Source organism: Bacillus sp. I-2, assembly GCF_001974945.1.
Classification (GTDB): Bacteria; Bacillota; Bacilli; order Bacillales; family Bacillaceae; genus Bacillus; species Bacillus safensis.
In genome coordinates, this window is sequence record NZ_LZRW01000042.1 from 350,492 (window position 1) to 372,499 (window position 22,008).

Consider the following 22,008-nt stretch of genomic DNA (forward strand, 5'->3'; position numbering starts at 1 on the left):
AAAACATGTTTGTTCAACCACCTACATGGCCAGAAGATTTTGCAAAACGCTACCGTGAAAACGGCTGTTGGCGTGGGGAAACCTTTGGCGGTATGCTTCGTGAACGAGCCGCATCGCTAGGAAATAAAACAGCCATTACATACGCTGATACGCACATAAGCTACCAAGAACTTGATCAGCGTGTCAGCAGTCTTGCCGCCGGTTTTCATCAGCTTGGAATTCAAAAGGGAAGTCGAGTTGTCGTACAGCTTCCTAACATTCCTGCTTTTCTTGAAGTCATTTTCGCTTTATTTCGAATCGGTGCTTTACCCGTCTTCTCTCTGCCATCTCATAGAAGCAGTGAAATCACTTATTTTATTGAGTTTGCCGAAGCAGATGCATATGTCATACCAGATATTGATGGCGGCTTTGATTATCGATCACTCGCACGTCAAGTGAAAGAAAAGCTTCCCTCATTACCTCATGTCATTGTTGCAGGGGAAGCTGAGGAATTCCTTGGCTTGGATGATCTGCGCAAGGACCCAGCACTCGATCCTCAAATTCATGTAGAGGCAAGCGATATAGCGTTTCTTCAGTTATCTGGAGGCAGCACAGGCCTTTCAAAGCTCATTCCTCGTACACATGATGACTATATTTATAGTCTTTGGAAAAGCAATGAGGTGTGCGAGCTCACACAAGATAGTGTGTATCTAGCTGCACTTCCAGTTGCGCACAACTATCCATTAAGCTCACCTGGCGTCCTTGGGACGTTATACGCAGGCGGTAGAGTCGTTCTTGCACCTGGATCAAGCCCTGATGTCGTCTTTCCACTCATTGAAAAAGAACGGGCGACCATTACCGCTGTCGTTCCACCTATCGCATTGATTTGGCTAGAGGCTGCTCCTCATCGATCAGATGACTTATCGAGTCTTGGAGTCTTACAAGTCGGTGGTGCTAAATTCAGTGCTGAGGCAGCAAAACGAGTGAAGCCTGCCCTTGGATGTAAGTTACAGCAAGTTTTTGGCATGGCAGAAGGTCTGGTCAACTATACCAGATTAGATGATCCTGAACATATCATAATTCATACACAAGGACGCCCAATGTCTGAATATGATGAGGTACTAGTGGTAGATGATGAGGACAAGCCCGTCCCGCATGAAGTGGCTGGACATCTTTTAACAAGAGGACCTTATACGATTCGCGGCTACTATAAAGCCGATGAACAAAACAAAAAAGCATTTACATCCGATGGTTTTTACAGAACAGGTGACATCGTGCGATTAACCAAAGAAGGAAATGTTGTTGTAGAAGGCAGAGACAAGGATCAAATCAATCGTGGCGGCGAAAAGGTTGCCGCTGAAGAAGTTGAGAACCATTTACTTGCCCATCCTGACATTCATGATGCCGCCATGGTGTCTATGCCAGATCCATTTCTTGGCGAACGCTCATGTGCCTTTGTCATTGCGAAAGGAAACAACAAACCAGCACCGCACGTCTTAAAATCATTTCTAAGAGAACGCGGACTTGCAGCCTATAAAATTCCTGACCGCATTGAATGGATCGATGCATTCCCACAAACAGGTGTAGGCAAAGTCAGTAAAAAAGCATTAAGAGAATTAGCTGCAATCCATACTGCCAACGTATAAAAATGAGGAGTGAAAATCATGGCAATCCCTACTATTCCTGCATATCCAATGCCAAGCACACAAGATTTACCCGAAAATAAAGTGAACTGGATACCTGATCCGAAACGTGCTGTTCTGCTGATACATGACATGCAGCAATATTTTTTAAATGCATTTCAACAAGATACATCACCGGTCACAGAGTTAGTTCAGCATATTCAACAATTACGTGATACATGCAATGAACTTGGCATTCCAGTCGTCTACACGGCTCAGCCTGGTGACCAAGACCCGAAGGATCGTGCCTTATTAACAGATTTTTGGGGACCTGGACTTGGTGATGATGAAGCATTGACAAAAATCATTGATCAGCTTGCTCCATCTGAAGCAGATACAATGCTGACAAAATGGCGTTATAGCGCATTCAAGAAATCTAATTTTTTGGATATCCTTCAAGAAGGCGGGCGTGATCAACTGATCATTACTGGCGTATATGCACATATTGGCTGTATGCTGACAGCCGCAGAAGCATTCATGCTCGATATTGAAACCTTTTTTGTCGCCGATGCCGTCGCTGACTTTTCACTGAAACATCACAAAATGGCCATGACCTATGCAGCTGAACGCTGTGCAGTCACCACAACGACAAACCAAATCATCAGTCGTTTAACAGGACAAGAAACAAACAGTGATGATTTATCCTTTGAGGCCATCGTTCACCAAGTAGCTGAGTATCTCCAAATCGAGCCAAATGAAATACCACTTGATGAGAATCTCGTCTACCTTGGGCTTGATTCTATTAGAATGATGAGCCTAGCGGAAAAGTGGAGGCAGCAAGGAGCGACAGTCAATTTCGTTGAGCTTGCAGCAAATCCAACGCTCGCTCATTGGCGGACTCTTCTTTTCCCAGAAAAACAGCCATCTATCCCAAATATCGATTACTTGTAAAGGAGGTATAGACCCTTGTCGATCCAGTCAGTCGATTCATTCCCACTAACCGGTGCCCAATCAGGCATTTGGTACGCGCAGCAGCTTGATCCAGCTAATCCTATTTTCAATACAGCTGAGTATATAGAGATTAAAGGTCCTATTGATCCCATACATTTTGAAGCCGCCATTAGAAAGACTGTCTTAGAAGCAGATTCCTTGTATATGCGCTTCGTTGAGGATACTGACGGTCCAAAACAATGGATGACATCTAAGAAAGAGATTCCATTTCAATTGATTCATTTACAAAATGAAAAACAGCCGCTTGATGCGGCTAAAGCATGGATGAAGGCAGATCTTTCAACACCAGTCTCTTTAGAGAAAGATGTATTATTCCGTGAAGTACTTTTTCAGCTTGCTGACGACCGATTTATCTGGTATCAGCGCATTCATCACATTGCCATTGATGGATTCGCCTTTTCGCTCATTGCACGTCGTGTTGCTGAGGTCTATTCAGCCTTATCGCAAGGGACACCTGTGCCTCCTCAAACATTTGGAGCCTTACATGACGTAGTCGAAGAGGAGTCCACTTATCGACAGTCCAATCGATATGAAGCTGATCGAACGTTTTGGAAGAATCGCTTTGCTGATCAACCTGAAATTGTCAGCCTTGCTGAGCTTGCCCCAAGAACGTCGGATCATTTTATCCGAAAAACGGCTGGCTACGATGCAGAAAAGGTAAGCAAAATGAAAAAAAATGCTCAAGCCTTCGGTGGTACGTGGCATGAAATGATCCTTGCAGCATCTGCTTTATATATGCATCGTATGACTGGTGCACATGATATTGTTTTAGGATTACCAGTTATGATGCGCCTTGGATCGTGCGCCTTACAAACACCTGGAATGGTCATGAATCTGGTACCGCTTCGTTTAACATGCAAACCAGAAATGACACTCTCAGCACTTGTTCGCCAAGTATCTGATGAACTAAAAGCCATTCGCCCTCATCAAAGATATCGTCACGAGGACATGCGGAGAGACTTTAAACTCATCGGAAGAAATCAGCGATTATTTGGCCCACAGATCAATATCATGCCATTTGATTATAATCTCATGTTCGATCAGAGCGTTGGTCAAGCACATAACCTTTCAGCAGGACCCGTGGATGATATATCGATTAACATATACGACCGCGCGGATGGGAACGGATTTCAAATTGACTTTGATGCAAACCCTGCCGTTTACAAAGAGCAAGCAGTTGACGCTCATCAGCAGCGTTTTCTTCAATTGCTGGAGGAAATAACCGGACTAGAGCAAGATCAGACGATCAGTCAATTCAACCTTCTTTTGTCTGAAGAGAAAGAGAACATCCTCAAGCACTGGAATGATACAAAACGAGAATTACCAGAGGAATCTTTACGGGAACTATTTGAAAAACAGGTAAGCAAAACACCACAAGCAAAAGCATTACAGTTTGAAGGAATTACTTTGACCTATGAGGAGTTGAATAAGCGGGCTAATCAATTAGCTCATTATTTGAAAAAACATGACATTGGACCAGAACAATTTGTCGCAATTGCTCTGCCTCGGTCCATCAATATGGTCGTAAGTCTATTAGCCGTCGTCAAAACGGGAGCCGCATATCTGCCACTAGACCCTGATTATCCTAACGATCGTGTCGCCTATATGCTAGAAGATGCCAAACCAGCGTGCTTGCTCACAGTCAAAGAGACAGCAGACGGTTTGGACCATCCGCACATCGTTCAGCTGGATGATGCAACTGTTCATCAGGAGATAGCAGACAGTCCGCACCTCAATCCGACTTGGAGCGAGGGCTCTCCACATCACCCGGCTTACATCCTCTACACATCAGGATCGACAGGCAAACCAAAGGGTGTTGTTGTAACAAAACGAAATGTGATCAACTTTATATTGTCTATGCAAGATTCATTTTTATTAGATCAAGAAGACCAGCTTTTAGCGGTAACGACCATTGCCTTTGATATTTCTGGGCTGGAAATGTTCCTACCGCTTTTACATGGTGCTGCTATTTTATTGGCAAAAAAAGAAACCATACAAGAACCAGCAAAGCTTTCAGACATGATTCGTTCTCATCATGTCACAATCATGCAGGCAACGCCAACGTTGTGGCATGCGCTAGCAGATGAGTACCCTGATGTGATCACAGGTATGCGTGTTCTTGTTGGAGGTGAAGCACTCCCTGCCTCCCTTTTGCACACATTGCAATCTCTTCAATGTGACATTACTAATTTGTACGGACCTACAGAAACGGCGATCTGGTCTACGATGGAAAATGTCACAGCACACCGGGAGAATAGCGGGCCGGCAATTGGTAAACCCATTTGGAATACGAGCATTTACATTTTAGATGAAGGACTAAACCCAGTCCCAGCAGGATCAATCGGTGAGCTTTATATTGCAGGTGAAGGAGTATCCAGAGGATATCTTGGACGATATGATTTAACGGCTGAACGTTTTGTCGCTGATCCATTCGGCACAAAAGGCACGCGAATGTATCGTACTGGTGATTTAGCCAGATGGCGTGAAGATGGTTCAATTGATTATATCAGCCGTGCTGATCATCAAATTAAAATCCGCGGCTTCCGTATTGAACTAGGTGAAATTGAAACAGTGATGATGCAGCATCAAGCCATAAAGCATACATCTGTTATCGTTCGTGAGGATCAACCTGGGCAGCAGCTGCTTTGTGCATATGTAGTGCTGACAGATGGCTCTTCTCTGCACCCTTCAGAACTCAGGCAGTTCGCGGCTGCATTACTTCCTGATTACATGGTGCCTTCTGCTGTTGTCGTTTTGCCAGAACTTCCACTTACGCCAAACGGCAAAATCGACCGCAAAGCATTACCAGCACCAAATATGTCTTTAGTCAGTTCTGAGCGTACACCAAGAACACCACAAGAAGACATGTTATGTAGTTTATTTGCAGAAACCCTGGGTCTATCTCAAATCGGCATAGATGATAGTTTCTTTGACTTAGGAGGACATTCCTTACTCGCCGCTCGTCTGCTTAGACGTATACGCGATACACTTGGTGCAGACCTAAGCATGAGTATCATTTTTGAATCTCCTCGGGTTGCTGAGCTTGCGCAGCACATTGACAAAGCGAAGGACATTCGGCCGCCGCTTCAGGTAGAAGACAAGCCAGATGAGATTCCGTTATCCTTTGCCCAGAAACGGCTCTGGTTCCTTCATTGCCTTGAAGGGCCAAGTCCAACTTACAATATTCCACTTGTCATTCAACTGACAGGTACACTAGATCAAACAGCTCTCATTGGTGCTTTAGCAGATATCACTGAAAAACATGAAACCCTTAGAACCATTTTTCCAAATAAGAACGGCATGCCAAGACAGGTCATTTTACACCCCAAAAGTGTTCAGCCTGAACTCCATGTCACAGCTTCAAGCGATCAACAAATTGAGAATCAGTTAAACGAAGCCATTCGCTATAGCTTTCAGATTGAAGAAGAACCTGCACTTCGAGCTGAATTATTCACGCTTGATGCAAAGCGATCCGTACTGCTTCTATTGCTGCATCACATTGCTGGTGACGGCTGGTCACTTGCACCACTGACGCGAGACTTAGCTGCTGCTTACGAAGCCCGTATACAAGGAAAATCCATCTCCTTGCCAGCGGAACCTGTTCAATATGCTGACTATGCTATTTGGCAGCAGAAGCTGTTGGGCAGTGAAGAAGAGACGGATAGTCTATTTGCCAAGCAGCTCAGCTATTGGAAAGGCGCCTTACATGACCTGCCTGAAGAACTTGAGCTTCCCTATGACTTCCCGCGTCCACAGGAAGGAAGCTTCAACGGTGCTACGATAGATTTTACGATTGAACCCGCTTTACATCAGAACCTCCTTGAGCTTGCAAAGCAGTATCAGGTGAGTTTGTTCATGGTGCTTCAAGCATCACTTGCAGCATTACTGACACGCCTTGGGGCCGGTACAGATATCCCAATCGGCAGTCCGATTGCTGGACGGAATGACGATGCACTTGACGACATTGTGGGATTGTTTGTGAACACACTAGTATTACGTACAAATACAGCTGGTAATCCAACCTTTAGTGAGCTATTGAAGCGAGTGCGAGACGTTGACTTAGCAGCGTATGAGCATCAGGATCTGCCATTTGAACGTCTAGTCGAAATCCTAAATCCAACCCGGTCCAGATCACGAAATCCATTGTTCCAAGTCATGCTTGCCTTCCAAAATACACCGAAGGCAGAAATGAAGCTGACACAACTTGACTCAGATCTTTACGTGAAACCAGTAGGGTCAGCTAAATTTGATTTGACCATCGAATTGACAGAACAAAGAACGGAAACTGGATCAGCAGCAGGATTAACAGGTTTGTTTGAATTCAGTACAGATGTATTTAAACAAAGCACCATTCGAGCAATCGCTGACAGAATGAAGCGCTTTTTAACTGAAGTGACTGAGCGCCCACACGTGCCAATTGGTCAAGTGAACATTTTATCAGATAAAGAGCGGCAAACATTTCTCCCTGACAAAAAGACTTTTGCTCAGTTAGACCAAGCACATAGTCTCCCGGCCTTATTTGAAAAAACGGCGGAGCAATACCATGATCGGGTCGCAGTAACGGATGGCAAGAGGCAGCTGACCTATGAAGAGTTAAACAACAAAGCCAATCGTCTTGCTCATTTATTAATAGAAAAAGGCGTTGGACCAGAACAGTTCGTTGCACTTGCCCTGCCTAGATCAATCGATATGCTCGTAAGTTTATTAGCCGTTCATAAAGCAGGCGCAGCCTATGTTCCGCTTGATCCTGATTATCCAGCAGACAGGCTGGCATACATGATACAAGATGCCAAACCAGTTTGCAGCATCACAACAAAAGCAGATGCAGTGCACCTCCCTGCTGATTGCGATTTGATTTTGTTAGACGAAATGGAAACGAGCGATCAATTGCTGACTATGCCAAATCACAATCCGGCTGATATAGACAGAATTGAGCCGCTATCTTCTCTGCATCCGGCCTATATTATTTATACATCCGGTTCTACAGGGAAACCAAAAGGAGTGGTCATCCCACATCAAAATGTCATCCGTCTTCTAACATCTACTGAACATTGGTTCCAATTTGATGAAGAAGATGTTTGGACAATGTTCCATTCATATGCCTTTGACTTTTCAGTATGGGAAATTTGGGGACCACTTTTATATGGCGGCCGACTTGTCATTGTACCTCATACCATCTCTCGCTCTCCAGAAGAGATGCTGCAGCTTCTAGTTGAGGAAGGCGTGACTGTACTTAATCAAACACCTTCTGCCTTCTATCAGCTTATGCAGATAGACAAGGAACAACAAACACTTGGTCAAGCATTATCACTCCGCTATGTCATCTTTGGCGGTGAAGCATTAGAGCTTAGCAGATTAGAAGATTGGTACAGCCGTCACTCAGACTGTAAGCCAAAGCTCATTAACATGTACGGCATCACAGAAACTACCGTACACGTTACGTACAATGAACTCAATCGAGACATGATCACAAAGAACTCCAGCAGTTTAATAGGCGAACCGATTCCTGATTTACACGTTTACGTTCTAGATGAATACCTGCAGCCTGTTCCCCCTGGGACGACAGGTGAAATGTATGTAGCTGGAGCTGGCCTTGCAAGAGGTTATCTAGGCAGACCTGACCTGACATCAGATCGATTCCCTGCCGATCCTTATGGCGCACCTGGCACAAGGATGTATCGCACAGGCGACCTTGCGCGCTGGACAGAAGAAGGGGCTCTTGATTACATTGGCAGAGCTGATCAACAAATTAAAATACGCGGCTTCCGCATTGAACTTGGAGAAATCGAAGCCGTTCTGGCACGCCACGATACAGTTGCACAAGTTGCCGTCATGATGCGAGAGGATCAGCCTGGCGACAAACGCTTAGTCGCATATATCGTCCCAACTGAAGAAAACCGTTTCGATACAGAGACCCTTCGTCAGTTTGCAGCAGCCAGTCTTCCTGATTACATGGTGCCCGCGGCATATGTACAAATTGACACCATGCCGCTTACAGCAAACGGGAAGCTTGATCAAAAATCACTGCCGGCCCCTCAATTGCATGTACAGCAAACGGATGGCCGCGGCCCTAGAAACCCGAAAGAGGAAATCCTATGTCATCTCTTTGAAGAGGTGCTTGATTTGCCTAAAATCAGCATAGACGATCGCTTTTTTGACATTGGCGGGCATTCCTTACTTGCGGTTCGTTTAATCAGCCGCATTCGTGATGCACTTGGTGTCAAACTAAGCATTGGAACATTGTTTGAAGCACCAAATGTAGCAAGTTTGGCAGAAAAACTAGAAACAGGAAGCGATGAAAACGCACTAGACATCTTGCTGCCGCTTCGAACAAATGGAGAAAGATATCCTCTCTTCTGTGTTCATCCAGCAGGTGGTTTGAGCTGGTGCTATGCAGGTCTCTTGAATACATTAGAAAAAGACATCCCTATTTATGGATTACAGGCTCGAGGAATCGCAAGAAAAGATGACTACCCGCACACACTAGATGATATGGCTGCGGATTACATCAAGCACATCCAAACGATTCAGCCAAAAGGTCCTTATCATCTTCTTGGCTGGTCACTAGGCGGAAACGTTGTACAGGCAATGGCTACACAGCTCCAGCAGCAAGGTGAAGAAATCGCACTCGTTGCGATGCTGGATGCCTATCCAAACCATTTCTTACCGATTAAAGCAGCACCTGATGAAGAAGAAGCTCTAATCGCTCTTCTTGCGCTCGGCGGTTATGATCCAGATACCTTAACAGGTGAACCGCTCACAATGAAAAGTGCCATCGACATCTTGAAAAAAGATGGCAGTGCACTAGCTAGCTTAAATGAAGATGCCATTAGAAATCTAAAAGAAACCTATGTGAATTCAGTTCGATTGCTCGGAGAATATCAGCCAAAAACTTATCAGGGGGACATATTATTCTTTAGATCTACCATTATCCCAGATTGGTTTACACCAATTGATCCCGAAGCATGGGCACCTTATATCAACGGAACTATTGAACAGCACGACATTCATTGCCGGCACAAAGACATGTGCCAGCCTAAACCCCTAGCAGAAATTGGTGTCATCTTAGACAACGCACTGCATCGGGTCAAACAAAAGCACTAAGAATAAAGGAGAGATGACAAATGACAAATCCCTTTGATCGTGAAGACGGTGTATTTCTTGTGCTTGTCAATGAACAAGGACAGCATTCACTTTGGCCATCATTTGCACCAGTGCCAGATGGATGGGAAAAGGTCTTTGGTGAAGACACTAGAAATGCCTGCATCGATTATATCCAGACACACTGGCAGGACTTGCGGCCATTAAGCTTAACAAAAGAACCTGCGCTAGCACATGGAAAAACGGAATAAATCACCGCACCCTGATCTCCATCAGGGTGCTTTTTTGCAGAATAAACATCACCATCTTTCAGCTCTTTCTGCTACAATTTAATTGAGAATGTTTATCAATCAATAAGAGATCAGGTGGTTTTATGGGAAACAACAATCAATTACGTACATTGGCAAATGCCGAACAATTCATCTACCGATTAACATATACTGAAAAAATAAATAATGCAGAGCTTCCACATACGGAGCAGCAGCTATCAGATACATTCTGCCTCCTCTTCAGCATAAGCGGCAGCGGTTTACTCACATTGAACGATCAAAAATGGCGATTGAAACATCTGACACTCTATACGATCATGCCTGGGGAAACATTTATGTTGAAAACAGAGCCTTATCAAAAACACGAGCTCTATCTGTTTCGCTTTCAGCTCTACACGCTGCAAAATCAAAACATAGGAGAAGTATCAACGGCACATGCCCGTTCTTTACTGAATAAATGGCAATTTATCGATATTAGCTCGATTGAACATATTCATTCTTTATTGTCCGATATGACAGAGGAATGGCAAAAACCTGAATCCATTAGCTTTTTTAGAAGCCAAACTCTTTTCCAGCAGCTTATTATGCAGCTTTTCACACTGCATAAAGAAGATATTTGTGACACGGCACATGCCCTTTTCAAAACAAAACAATATATCGATCAACATTCCGAAGAACCCCTCAGCCTGACAAGTCTATCTCATATGGCTGGCATCAGCGCCAATCATTACAGTGAGCTATTTAAAAAGCATTTTGATGTGAGTGTCACTGATTATATCACCAAGAAAAGGATGGCTAGAGCCAAACAATTAATGGCAAAAGGCAACGCAAAGCTCAAAGACATTGCACTTGAAATCGGCTATCAAGATCCGTATTACTTCAGCCGCATCTTTAAGAAAAAAACGGGCATGACCCCTTCTACTTATATGAAAAGCCGTCAGCGGAAAATTGCAGCCTATGGCCATTCCATACTCGGCCAGCTCACACCCATTCATATCATCCCATATGCTGCCCCTCTTCACCCTAAATGGACAGCACATGATTTTGAGCATCATGCAGAAGAAATTCCGATTCACCTGAGTGCACATCGGATCAACGAGCACGCTGAAGCCAATTTACAGCTATTAAAGGAAACAAAACCTGAGCTGATCATTGCCAATGATCATGTGACAGAGGAAGAAAAACAAGTGTTAAAAACCATCTGTCCTGTTCACTTTGTTCCATTCACACAATTGGATTGGCGCACTCAATTCAGACAAACAGCTATGTTCCTAAACGAAGCGAAGGAAGCAGAAGAATGGCTAATTCATTACGAGGAACTCGTCAATCAAGCGAAAAAGGCATGCCTTTTTGATCCAAAAACCGTCCTGCCTCTTCGTATTTTTCAAGATCAGCTCTACTTGTCTGTAAATCGCACCATGTCCGAAGTGATTTTTCAAGACATTGGCCTTCTGCCAGCTTTTCAGAATGACGGTCAGCTAATAGAAAAAAAAATCAGCATTCGCTCTATACAACAGCTAGATCCAGACGCCATCTTCCTCTTCCTGCATAAGGAGCCAAAAACCATTGCTTTTTATCAAAAGTTAAAGCAGCAGGAGGCTTGGCAAAATCTCAAAGCTGTGACGCAGCAAGCCGTCTATCCGCTCACTTCTGACCCTTGGCGTGAATACACAGCAGCCAGTCATCAACGAGTCATTCAGGACCTTTTATCTTTTTTTCCGTAAAAAGTCCATCCTTTGACAGAGATTTGTCTATGGATAAAAGGACGAAAGCCTAATACAATCTTTAATTGAGAACAATTATCAGTTAAAGGAGAAAACAAATGAAAAAATGGTTCGCATTGCTTATCCTTTGTATCATGACGATCACCGCAGCAGCCTGTGGTGCTGCAGAAAATAAACCTGCTTCAAACACAGCCAAAAGCAAGTCAGCTGAAACAGCAGAAACAAATATCAACTACTTAGATCAAACGTACAAACTCAAAACACCAGTGAAACGAATTGTCATTGCTGGAAGCCTTGAATCAATGGAAGATGCAAAATTACTTGGTATCGAGCCTATTGGTGCTTCTACTGTAGGCGGCACATTCCCTGAATTATTTAAAGACATTACAGCGAAAACAGAAGGCATCGGTGAAAAAACAGAACCGAACCTAGAGAAAATCTTAAAACTAAAGCCAGATGTGATACTCGGATCAACCAAGTTCCCGCCTGCAACAATTAAAAAACTAGATAAAGTCCAAACAACAATCCCAGTATCCCATGTCTCTTCTGACTGGGAAAGCAATCTATTATTACTCGGTGAACTGACTGGAAAAAATAAAGAAGCGAAAAACATCATTTCTGATTATCAGAAAGATCTCAAACAAGCGAAAGAAACCCTGAAAGACAAAAGCAGCAACAAAACAGCTGTCATTTTGCGCATTAGACAGGGCGACCTGTACGTATATCCAGAAGACGTATACTTCAACTCTACCTTATATGGGGATTTAGGATTTACAGTACCAAGTGATATCAAAAAAGCCAAAGCACAAGCATTGATTTCATTGGAGCGCCTAGGCGAACTCAATCCTGACTATATTTTTGTTCAGTTCTCTAAAGAGGAAAACTCATCGAATCCAAATGCATTGAAAGACTTAGAGAAAAATAAAATTTGGACAAGCCTAAAAGCTGTGAAAAATGGGCACATCAATGAAAATGTCGTTGATCCTATGCTTCAAGGAGGAACAGCACTAAGCAAAACAACCTTCCTTGATAAGGCCGTCAAATGGTTAGATCAAAACAACTAAAAAGATGCGTGATCAGATTTTTGACAAAGGGCTAAATTGTTTAGCCCTTTGTCTTCTTTTCAACGTAGTTGAAAACCTTTAGGAGAGGATACACATGAACGGAACGTTTCTATATGACGAGTTTAATGGGCGCCAGCTTGATATTTACCTTCCGCAGGACACCTCTATTGATGTTCCAGCTGTCTTTGTACAAGATGGCTCTTCTTTGTTTAGAACTCGCCTGCTAGAGATCGAAAGAATGATCGAAACCAAAACCATCGCGCCAATCATCATCGTCGGCATACACCCCTTCAATCGACTTGACGAATATACGCCATGGAAGGCGTCATCACTGCGATCTGGGTTCCCTGACTTTAAAGGCGAGGCACAGACGTATGTGTCATTTTTAGCGAATGACTTGCTCCCATATATCAAAAGAGAATATCCAGTTCAAGAAACCTGTCATGAACATAGCCACGTAGGTGCTTCATTAGGCGGGCTGTTTGCTATTTATACTTTATTCATGCACCCTGATCTTTTTAAAAACATCGCATCGATCTCCGGGTCATTTTGGTATCAAGATTTTCTATCGTTTGCTAAACAACAAAGCATTCAGTGTGTGGATCACCTTGTCTATTTGTCTGTAGGCAGTGAAGAAGGGAAAGGAAAAACATCTGCTCAACAGCACATGCCTTTATTCAACAAACAACTACATGATCTTTTATTACAGAAAGGGATGCAACAAAGGCAGCTGCAATATCACATCGAACAAGGGGAGGGCCATCACCAGAAACAATTTCAAAAAAATTTCTTATCGGCCCTAAAGTGGTTTTATAAAGGAGAACGCTAATTTTTTATCAGCATGGCACAAAGCCGATATGATATATTGGAACGTATAGATTGAAAGAGGAGGGATTTGCGCTTGAGACCTTTACAAATCTCAGCCGATACCGCACAAAAGCTAGCTGCATCACTCAATGTACCGTTAGAACAAATCATGCATATGCCGCAGCATATCTTATTAGCTAAATTAGCGGAGCTTGAACAGAAGAAAGATCGTTCTTCTTAAAGAAATAAAGGAGTTTACATTCATGGAACAACAACTAGAAAAATCAACATTACATCCTCGCAGTACAGGACAAACCATCCTGCTGATTGCTGGGATTTTGCTCATTGCATTTAATCTTCGGCCTGCCATTACATCCGTTGGCCCTGTGATCGGCGCGATTCGTTCCGATTTACAGCTTTCAAATGGACTGGCGGGTTTTCTCACGACATTACCACTGCTCTCATTCGCATTGCTTTCTCCAATTGCACCTAAAATCGGAAAACGACTGGGCAATGAACGAACCCTCTGGCTTGGACTTGCCGTCCTTCTCTTTGGGATTGTGATTCGCTCGTTTGGCACCATCACCTTCTTAATGATTGGAACCGCGCTAGTCGGCGTCGGAATTGCGATTTGTAATGTGCTCTTACCGGGGCTTGTGAAGCATAAATTTCCTGCACATGCAGGTTTGATGACAAGTGTATATACGACTTCAATGTCCGTTTTCGCTGCACTTGCATCAGGTGTCAGTGTTCCGCTCAGTCATACGATGCCTGGCGGCTGGAATACATCATTCCTTGTATGGGCTGGACTTGCCCTTCTCGCCATGATGGTTTGGGCGCCGCAGCTTCTTCATCAGAATACAGCGGCCGTCAAAAGTATTTCTCTTACAGAGCAGCCAATATGGCGTTCACGTGTTGCATGGCAGGTGACCTTTTTTATGGGGTTGCAGTCATTCCTTTTCTATAGCAGCATCGCATGGTTTCCTGATATCTTAACATCACATGGAATGAACCTGTCGACAGCTGGCTGGATGCTGTCCATTATGCAGTTTGTTGGGCTGCCATCCACCTTCTTAACGCCCGTTTTTGCAGAAAAATTAAAAACGCAAAGACCGCTTGTCGCCGGCCTTGTCCTTGTGTATTTACTTGGCATGATTGGACTTCTTCTCGGAGGATCGACGCCTATCCTTGTCATCTCTGTTCTTTTGATCGGCATTGGACAAGGGGCCAGTATCAGTCTTGCCCTCACATTCATCGGATTACGAACAACCAATATGGAACAAGCAGCTGCCCTCTCTGGCATGGCGCAGTCTCTCGGTTATTTACTAGCTGCTGTTGGGCCGTTCATGATTGGTATCCTTTTTGATTCCACACATACATGGACACCAGCGATTATCATCTTTATCATCATCCTATTTTTCATGTTTTTATCTGGTATGCGTGCCGGACGCAGTGTCTATATTTCAGATCCTTCATAAAAAAAGAACCCGCCTCCTCGTGAGACGGGTTCTTTTCTGCTTATGCCTGCTCTGTCACATGTACCTTTAACGTTGCTTGTACCTCTGGATGAAGCTTTACCGGTACATTTGTATAACCTAACGCACGGATGGCGTCATTCAGCTCGATTTTGCGCTTATCGAGTTTAATTTGATGATCTTTTTGCAATTTATCAGCGATTTGTTTGCTTGTAATTGAGCCAAACAAACGGCCGCCTTCACCTGATTTTGCAGTGAGTTCCACTGTTAACGCCTCAAGTGTTTCTTTTAATTGTTTTGCTTGTTCAAGCTCTTGGATGGCATTCTTTTTCTCTTTGTTTTTCTGCCCTTCCAATGCGCTTAGGTTCGTTGGAGTTGCTTCAACAGCTAACCCTTGTTTGATGAGAAAGTTGTGAGCGTATCCGTCAGCTACATTCTTGACTTCGCCTTTTTTCCCTTTGCCTTTTACGTCTTTTAGAAAGATGACTTTCATCTTTGAACCCCTCCTTCGAAATATTCGTCTATGGCAGCCTTTAACTTCCCTACCGCTTCTTCAATGGTTATACCATAAATCTGGGTAGCAGCGTTAGTCAAATGACCGCCGCCGTCTAATGCTTCCATAATAATTTGAACGTTGATATCCCCTAATGATCTGGCACTAATGCATACTGTGTCGTCATCTCGTCTAGCGACAGCAAATGACGCTTCTACCTCACTCATTGACAACAGGGAATCAGCCGTCTGGGCAATTGTAATTTGATCATAATACTCCGACCTGTCAGATGGCAATGAAGCGATAGCCACCTGATTTTGATACAGCTCTGTATGCTGAATGAGTTTTGCTCGTTTGATGTAATGATCGACTGTTTCTTTTAAGAACTTTTGCACAAGGACAGGATCTGCTCCCTTTGCACGAAGATAGGATGCTGCATCGAACGTTCTTGATCCCGTTCTCAGAGAGAAACTCTTCGTATCCACGATGATCCCAGCCAGAAGCGCAGTCGCCTCAATCATGTTAATCCGCAATTTCTTCGGCTGATACTCTAAAAGCTCTGTCACAAGCTCTGCTGTAGATGAAGCATACGGCTCCATATAAACAAGTAAAGGATCACGGATAAATTCCTCGCCGCGTCTATGATGGTCAATGACCACGACATTTTCAATCTTATTCAGCAGTCGTTCCTCCATGACGAGAGAAGGTTTATGCGTATCCACGACCACAAGCAATGTGTCATCCTTTGCAAGCTCCATTGCTTCCTCTGGTGTGATAAAACGTGACCAAAGCTCTTCATAATTCTTAATTTCACTAATTAAGCGTTGAACACTGTCGCCAATCTGGTTGGCATCAATGACAATATAACCTTCTTTTCCATTGGCCTGGGCAACCTTTAAAATCCCAATGGATGCACCGATTGAGTCCATGTCTGGGAACTTATGCCCCATGATCATGACATTACCGCTTTCAGATACAATTTCTTTTAAAGCATGAGAAATGACCCGTGCGCGTACGCGTGTCCGTTTCTCCATTGGATTCGTTTTTCCACCGTAGAATTTCACTTTTCCATTCGGCTGTTTAATGGCGACCTGATCCCCGCCTCGTCCGAGGGCAAGGTCAAGACTCGACTGCGCAAGTGCTCCAAGCTCTTTCAAAGAAGGAACGGACGCACCGATCCCGATACTCAGAGTAAGCGTCGCACTATGTGCCCCTGTTTTCTCACGGACCTCGTCTAAAATAGAGAATTTCGACGCTTCAAGCTCAGCTAAAATACTCTCATTTAGAACCGCCATAAATCGTTCAGACGAAATTCTCTTCAGGAAAATACCGTATTCTTGTGCCCAATTGTTGAGCAGAGACGTCACTTCACTATTAATCGCGCTGCGCACTTGATCATCAAGGCCCTGCGTGACATCGTCGTAGTTGTCTAAAAAGATATAAGATAACACCGTTCGTTCATTTTCGTACTGTCGTTCAATCTGCACCTGTTCCGTGACATCAAAGAAATATAAAAGGCGCTCTGACCGTTTAATAATGACTTTGAATTTCCGGTCATTCAGCGTCACATTTTCGGTCTCGACCTCTTGTTTAATAAGAGGCACAATGGACTCGAATGTATCGTACAAGGATCTGCCGACAAGTGTGCTTTCATGAAAGCATGAAGCGAGAAACGGATTCGTCCATTCGATATAATACTGGTCATTAAACAGCATAATACCAATAGGCATCTCCATTAATGCTTCTTCTCCAACCTTTTTGACTCGATAGGATAATGTTGAAATATATGAATCAATCTCTTTCTGCACTTGCGTATCTGCCCACTTTAAGAAGTAGAGCACACCTGCAAGGACGAAAAGACCAACTGCTCCTATGATCCAATTAAAATAAAGGTTGAGGAGGACTGTGACCACCGCAAGAACAATTAACGCGAAGATCGGATACTTGATGACAGGTTTTCTATAGAAGCTTGGCACTGATATCAACTCCTCAACATTCAGAGTGAATTATTTGTTTTTTACTTTTTCTCTTAAATCAAAGCCTATGTCAGCAATCCCTATAATTCGCACAATCACACCGATCGGCGGAAAGAAAACCGTTAGCACAACAGCGAAAATGGGTACCGCTTTTGAGATGTTTTTTTCGTGGCAATAATAGAAGAGAAAAGAAAATCCCTGAATAAGCACCAGTATAAATAAAATTTGAAACGCACTCGATTGAACGAGCCATAAAAAGCTGCCTTTTTCCGTCTGAATCAGCATCAAAAGCAATGTGAGTAAATAATACCATACCATGCTTTTTGGCAGCCGCATATCCTTAAATTTCTTCAAGGACGGCATGTCTTTGACAAACCGTTTGATCAGAGGCTGCACGAACCAGTGATTCACGAAAGCCATCAGGGTGACCAATATCAATAACGCTACAGGTAAAGCACTTAATGCCGTATCCTGCATCTCTTTAAACTGTTTGAGCTGTTTGGCTATGTCCTTTTCAGAAGCCCCGGATTGCTTTAAAACACTCTCTACCATCGGCATCATTTGCTCAATCGACTCTTTCGCAATATTCATGATATCGATTTGAAAGAGCTGAACACTGATAACAAAAGAGATGAGAATACTGAACAAATAAATCAGCGCACCTGTAATGATGGCATTCCCAGGCTGCCTTCTGCTGTAGAAAATACCCATGCCTAATCCGACGGCAATTAAGATAGGTGCACTCATGAGCCCAGCCATAGACCCAATTAAAAAGCTGATCACTATGCCAATAGCGCCAGCAGCAATTCCTTTTTTCAAGCCGTGTCTGATTGTATAGAGGATGATCGGAATCGGAGCAGCTAGAAAGAAAATAATAGATAATAGCGGCACATACAAATAAAACAGCATCATGACCGCAAAAATACTCATCATGATTGCGCCCTCTACTAACGCTTTTGTTTGTTTCACACCTTCACCTCTATCCAATCCTTTTGTCTATATCTTGCTCAATGTGTCCTTCTATGTATACGTATGATGTAAGCTCCATCATGTCTTGCCCCAACCTTTATTTTACCATAGCGGTAAATCTCAAGTAAAATGCAGGCTGTCCTGGGAGCGTTTCACGTGGAACGCCGATATGGAATCGCACATGCAAGTTTTCAAACAGCATGTTACAATTTTTTAAATTATTCTTAGCTATAAACCCTGAATTCAAGGTCAAAAGCTGTTAGAATAGAAACATCATCAATAAATGTAAGAAGGAGAATTCACATGGGAAAAACACTCGTATTCGGACACAAAAATCCTGACACAGACACGATTTGCTCTGCTATTGCTTACGCTGATCTGAAAAACAAAATCGGCGTTCAGGCAGAAGCCGTCAGACTTGGAGAAATCAATGGAGAAACACAATACGCATTAGATTTCTTTAAACAAGAAGCACCACGTTTCATTGAAACGGCTGCAAACGAAACAAAGCAAGTCATTCTTGTCGATCATAACGAATTCCAGCAAAGTGTAAGCGACATTGATCAAGTACAAGTTACTGAGGTCATTGACCACCACCGTATTGCCAACTTTGAAACAAGTGAACCTCTTTACTATCGTGCTGAGCCTGTAGGCTGTACAGCAACGATCTTAAACAAAATGTATAAAGAAAACCAAGTGACGATTGAAAAAGAAATCGCTGGTTTGCTTTTATCTGCGATCATTTCTGATTCCTTACTATTCAAATCCCCAACATGCACACAGCAAGATATTGATGCTGCGCATGAGCTTGCAAAAATCGCAGGGGTAGATCCAGAAGTTTACGGCCTAGACATGCTGAAAGCAGGCGCTGATCTAAGCCAAAAAACGGTTCAAGAATTAATTACGCTTGATGCAAAAGAATTCGCACTAGGCAAAAGCAAAGTGGAAATTGCGCAAGTCAATACAGTAGATATCGCGGAAGTGACAGCAAGACAGGCTGACATTGAAGCGAAAATCAATGAAGTCATTTCAGCAAAAGGTCTTGACCTATTTGTTCTAGTCATCACAGATATTTTAGAAAATGACTCCCTTGCTCTTGCACTCGGTGCAGAAGCAGCAAAAGTAGAAAAAGCATTTAACGTCACACTTGAAAACAACACAGCTTTACTAAAAGGTGTTGTATCAAGAAAGAAACAAGTCGTACCTGCACTGACAGACGCACTTTCTTAATAAAACACGACAAGACTGCTGAATTGTTCAGCAGTCTTTTTTGTCTATATTCTTTTTAATGAATATACATATCACTAACGAGAACATCCTTTAGCACGCTTGTTGGGATCGTGAATTCAACAACACCCATGTAACCAGGCGCCACATCATATTCATTAAAGGAAATCACAAGCTTCCCTTTTGAATTGATATAGAAGTTTTGATCCGGCTTAATTTTCTTAAATGGATCCGCCATATCTTGCTTGCCAATCCAATACATTTTGTTTGAATCCTCTTTCATCTGTTTCTTCATTTGTTCTTTAATATTTTCACTAATCACATCAATATAACGATCATCTTTAAACAGGCTTGGTAATGTAATAAGGACATGGTTTTTCTTATCAACCGTATCATATGTCATTTCCTCTGCCGCAGAAGCCTGAGTCGTCACCTTGTATCGGCCTAGTGAAAGGATTTGATCATTGTTCGTTCTCACTTCATAACCGCTCTCAACACTTAAATGACCATTTTTATAACCCTTTGTTTCCTTTTCAAAATCTTGATACAGCTTTTTGTTTTCAGCTAAATATTTTTGATTCAGGCTGTCTTGTAATGTTCCGTCCCCAAGTCCTGAAACGTGTGGTGTTTTAAGATCAATATTCGTTCCTTGATCGCTCTTTTTAAATTCTGTAAACGTTACGACTTTCACCAGCTCGCCAATGACAGGCACCTCTGAAATCGCTCTTGCTGCCTGTGGACTGACATTAACCGTTGTAACAAAAAGAGCAGCAGCCGCAACAAGTCCGATGGTCCATTGCTGAAAATGAGGTTTTTTATTTTTTCGTTTCAACGTTCGTTCAACCATTGCATCATATTCCGGTGGAATAGGAATTTCTAAATATTCATCTTTTAAATGTTCCAAATACTTATCCATTTATATTTCCTCCTGTGATAATTCTACTTTTAAAAGCCGCAGCGCCTTATATAATCTTGTTTTAATGGTATTTTCATTTTCATCGAGAATCTGGGCGATGTCCTCTAATTTTAAATCTTCAAAGAATCTCAAAATAATGATGACTCGATACATCTCAGGCAAATCCTCTATAGCCCGTTTGACGTCTTGATCCTCGTATACATCTGATTCTCCCTGTGATAAGAATTCAAGCGTATCATCATCTGTCACCTGCACCCGCTTCTTCTTTCGTAAAAAGTCTAGGGCAGTGTTCACCACGATCTTATAAAACCAGCTATGCATCTTGCTCGCATCCTCTAATCGGTGAACAGATTTGAGTGCTTTATGAATGGCCTCCTGAACAACATCCATAGCATCTTCTGGGTTTTTGACATAACTATAGGACAACCGATAAAAACTGTGTTTATGCTCCATGACGTAATCCGCAAATTGATCATCTATTTTTCGTTTCTTCATTTTACAAAGAGCTCCTTTATCTTAAATGCGCATCTGTTATTTCTTACATTGGATAGACGCGCGCCTTTTGAAAATAGTTTGCGCTCGGTTATTTTTTTAACATGTCATCGCATTTACGTTCCTATACAAAAAGAGCGAACCTGATGGGTTCACTCTTTCCAAGCGGATAGTGTTTGATGGACAAACTGTTTTAGTGGAGAAAGCGGATGAATGATAGGAACGCCTGTCTCCCGCTCCATCTGCTTTGCCGCACGAACCATCGAAAGCTGCATCACACAAATGTCTCTCCCTTTTTGCATCATACATGTTCTCAGCTGCTCCTTGATTTGTTCATCATAGGCTTGTATATCACCGTTTAGGCAGAGATGAAAGACATCCTCCATCACAACCATGTCTACTTCAAGCTGTTTGCCCCGCTCTGTGGCATATGATTCAAGCCGATGCATCGTCCCTTCCACTGTATCTGGGTTGGAAAACACCAGTTGAAGAGGCCCTTGTTTCTCACAAATCAGCTCAAATAACGGTTCATCGATCGGAACAATCGGTTGTTTAAAGAGGTGCTGCTGATCACCCAAAGCGGCAATGTATTGTGTACACGTGAGCAGAATGAGATCGGCTTTACTTTCTTGCTTTAATCTGTTGATAGCATACGTTTGCTGCTTGTGTTGATCAAATGCAGGATCTTGTGTCGCGCGTTCTATAAATGATGAATCGACCGTGTGATGCAAATCAACATCTGTATCACCAAAAACATCTTCTATATAAGACTGATTGGATGGATGGGCGTGAAGGCAGTGTAATCGAATCATCTGGTTTGCTCCTCGTGAAAGTTTTCAATCATTATATCAATCCTTGTATGAAATAGGGAACAACATGACCA

At 43.0% G+C, this 22,008-nt stretch carries 16 protein-coding genes; 10 read left to right on the plus strand and 6 right to left on the minus strand.

Annotated features, from left to right (window positions below):
• Nucleotides 1-5: 5 nt before the first annotated feature.
• The 9 genes from BAE31_RS12965 to BAE31_RS13005 all read left to right on the plus strand — a co-directional run bounded on the left by BAE31_RS12965 (nt 6) and on the right by BAE31_RS13005 (nt 15,055).
• Nucleotides 6-1,625 (plus strand): (2,3-dihydroxybenzoyl)adenylate synthase, encoded by a 1,620-nt coding sequence (locus BAE31_RS12965; protein WP_076840615.1) that lies wholly within the window; start codon nt 6-8, stop codon nt 1,623-1,625.
• An 18-nt stretch (nt 1,626-1,643) separates the two neighbouring features.
• Nucleotides 1,644-2,552 (plus strand): isochorismatase family protein, encoded by a 909-nt coding sequence (locus BAE31_RS12970; protein WP_076840616.1) that lies wholly within the window; start codon nt 1,644-1,646, stop codon nt 2,550-2,552.
• 15 nt (nt 2,553-2,567) lie between these two features.
• Complete coding sequence (locus BAE31_RS12975; RefSeq protein ID WP_076840617.1) at nt 2,568-9,716, plus strand: amino acid adenylation domain-containing protein; 7,149 nt, start codon at nt 2,568-2,570, stop codon at nt 9,714-9,716.
• A gap of 20 nt (nt 9,717-9,736) precedes the next feature.
• Nucleotides 9,737-9,964, plus strand: a complete 228-nt coding sequence (locus tag BAE31_RS12980; RefSeq protein WP_025093680.1) for an MbtH family protein — start codon at nt 9,737-9,739, stop codon at nt 9,962-9,964.
• Nucleotides 9,965-10,086: 122 nt separating this feature from the next.
• On the plus strand, nt 10,087-11,706 hold the full coding sequence (locus BAE31_RS12985) for a helix-turn-helix domain-containing protein (RefSeq protein WP_076840618.1): 1,620 nt from the start codon (nt 10,087-10,089) through the stop codon (nt 11,704-11,706).
• Between the two features lie 98 nt (nt 11,707-11,804).
• Nucleotides 11,805-12,770: an iron-hydroxamate ABC transporter substrate-binding protein gene (locus tag BAE31_RS12990; RefSeq protein ID WP_041105844.1), complete on the plus strand. Its 966-nt coding sequence runs from the start codon at nt 11,805-11,807 to the stop codon at nt 12,768-12,770.
• Nucleotides 12,771-12,864: 94 nt separating this feature from the next.
• Nucleotides 12,865-13,599: an alpha/beta hydrolase gene (locus BAE31_RS12995; protein WP_076840619.1), complete on the plus strand. Its 735-nt coding sequence runs from the start codon at nt 12,865-12,867 to the stop codon at nt 13,597-13,599.
• 72 nt (nt 13,600-13,671) lie between these two features.
• On the plus strand, nt 13,672-13,818 hold the full coding sequence (locus BAE31_RS13000; RefSeq protein ID WP_064498621.1) for a YycC family protein: 147 nt from the start codon (nt 13,672-13,674) through the stop codon (nt 13,816-13,818).
• Nucleotides 13,819-13,840: 22 nt separating this feature from the next.
• A complete protein-coding gene (locus BAE31_RS13005) occupies nt 13,841-15,055 on the plus strand; it encodes a CynX/NimT family MFS transporter (RefSeq protein ID WP_076840620.1) in 1,215 nt (404 codons plus the stop codon).
• 40 nt (nt 15,056-15,095) lie between these two features.
• Here BAE31_RS13005 and rplI read toward each other — a convergent pair whose 3' ends face one another.
• Genes rplI through BAE31_RS13020 form a run of 3 tightly spaced genes read right to left on the minus strand, consistent with a single transcriptional unit; the run spans nt 15,096 to nt 18,490 of the window.
• Nucleotides 15,096-15,545 carry a 50S ribosomal protein L9 gene (gene rplI, locus BAE31_RS13010; RefSeq protein ID WP_008359128.1) on the minus strand — a complete coding sequence of 150 codons (450 nt, stop codon included), beginning with the start codon at nt 15,543-15,545 and terminating at the stop codon, nt 15,096-15,098.
• Complete coding sequence (locus BAE31_RS13015; protein ID WP_024427639.1) at nt 15,542-17,521, minus strand: DHH family phosphoesterase; 1,980 nt, start codon at nt 17,519-17,521, stop codon at nt 15,542-15,544. Before BAE31_RS13015 ends, rplI begins: the two co-directional genes overlap by 4 nt.
• 30 nt (nt 17,522-17,551) lie before the next feature.
• Entirely contained in the window at nt 17,552-18,490 is a 939-nt protein-coding gene (locus BAE31_RS13020; RefSeq protein ID WP_076840641.1) for a YybS family protein, read from the minus strand.
• A gap of 303 nt (nt 18,491-18,793) precedes the next feature.
• Between BAE31_RS13020 and BAE31_RS13025 the strand changes: the two genes are divergently transcribed.
• Complete coding sequence (locus BAE31_RS13025) at nt 18,794-19,720, plus strand: manganese-dependent inorganic pyrophosphatase (RefSeq protein ID WP_076840621.1); 927 nt, start codon at nt 18,794-18,796, stop codon at nt 19,718-19,720.
• Between the two features lie 55 nt (nt 19,721-19,775).
• Here the strand turns inward: BAE31_RS13025 and rsiV are convergent, their stop codons facing one another.
• The 3 genes from rsiV to BAE31_RS13040 form a co-directional block, all read right to left on the minus strand.
• Entirely contained in the window at nt 19,776-20,633 is an 858-nt protein-coding gene (gene rsiV, locus BAE31_RS13030) for an anti-sigma-V factor RsiV (RefSeq protein ID WP_076840622.1), read from the minus strand.
• The gene (locus BAE31_RS13035) at nt 20,634-21,128 is read right to left on the minus strand and encodes an RNA polymerase sigma factor (RefSeq protein WP_024424050.1); all 495 of its coding nucleotides are present in this window, start codon (nt 21,126-21,128) and stop codon (nt 20,634-20,636) included.
• 149 nt (nt 21,129-21,277) lie between these two features.
• Nucleotides 21,278-21,937: a hypothetical protein gene (locus BAE31_RS13040; RefSeq protein WP_041105854.1), complete on the minus strand. Its 660-nt coding sequence runs from the start codon at nt 21,935-21,937 to the stop codon at nt 21,278-21,280.
• Nucleotides 21,938-22,008 lie beyond the last annotated feature (71 nt).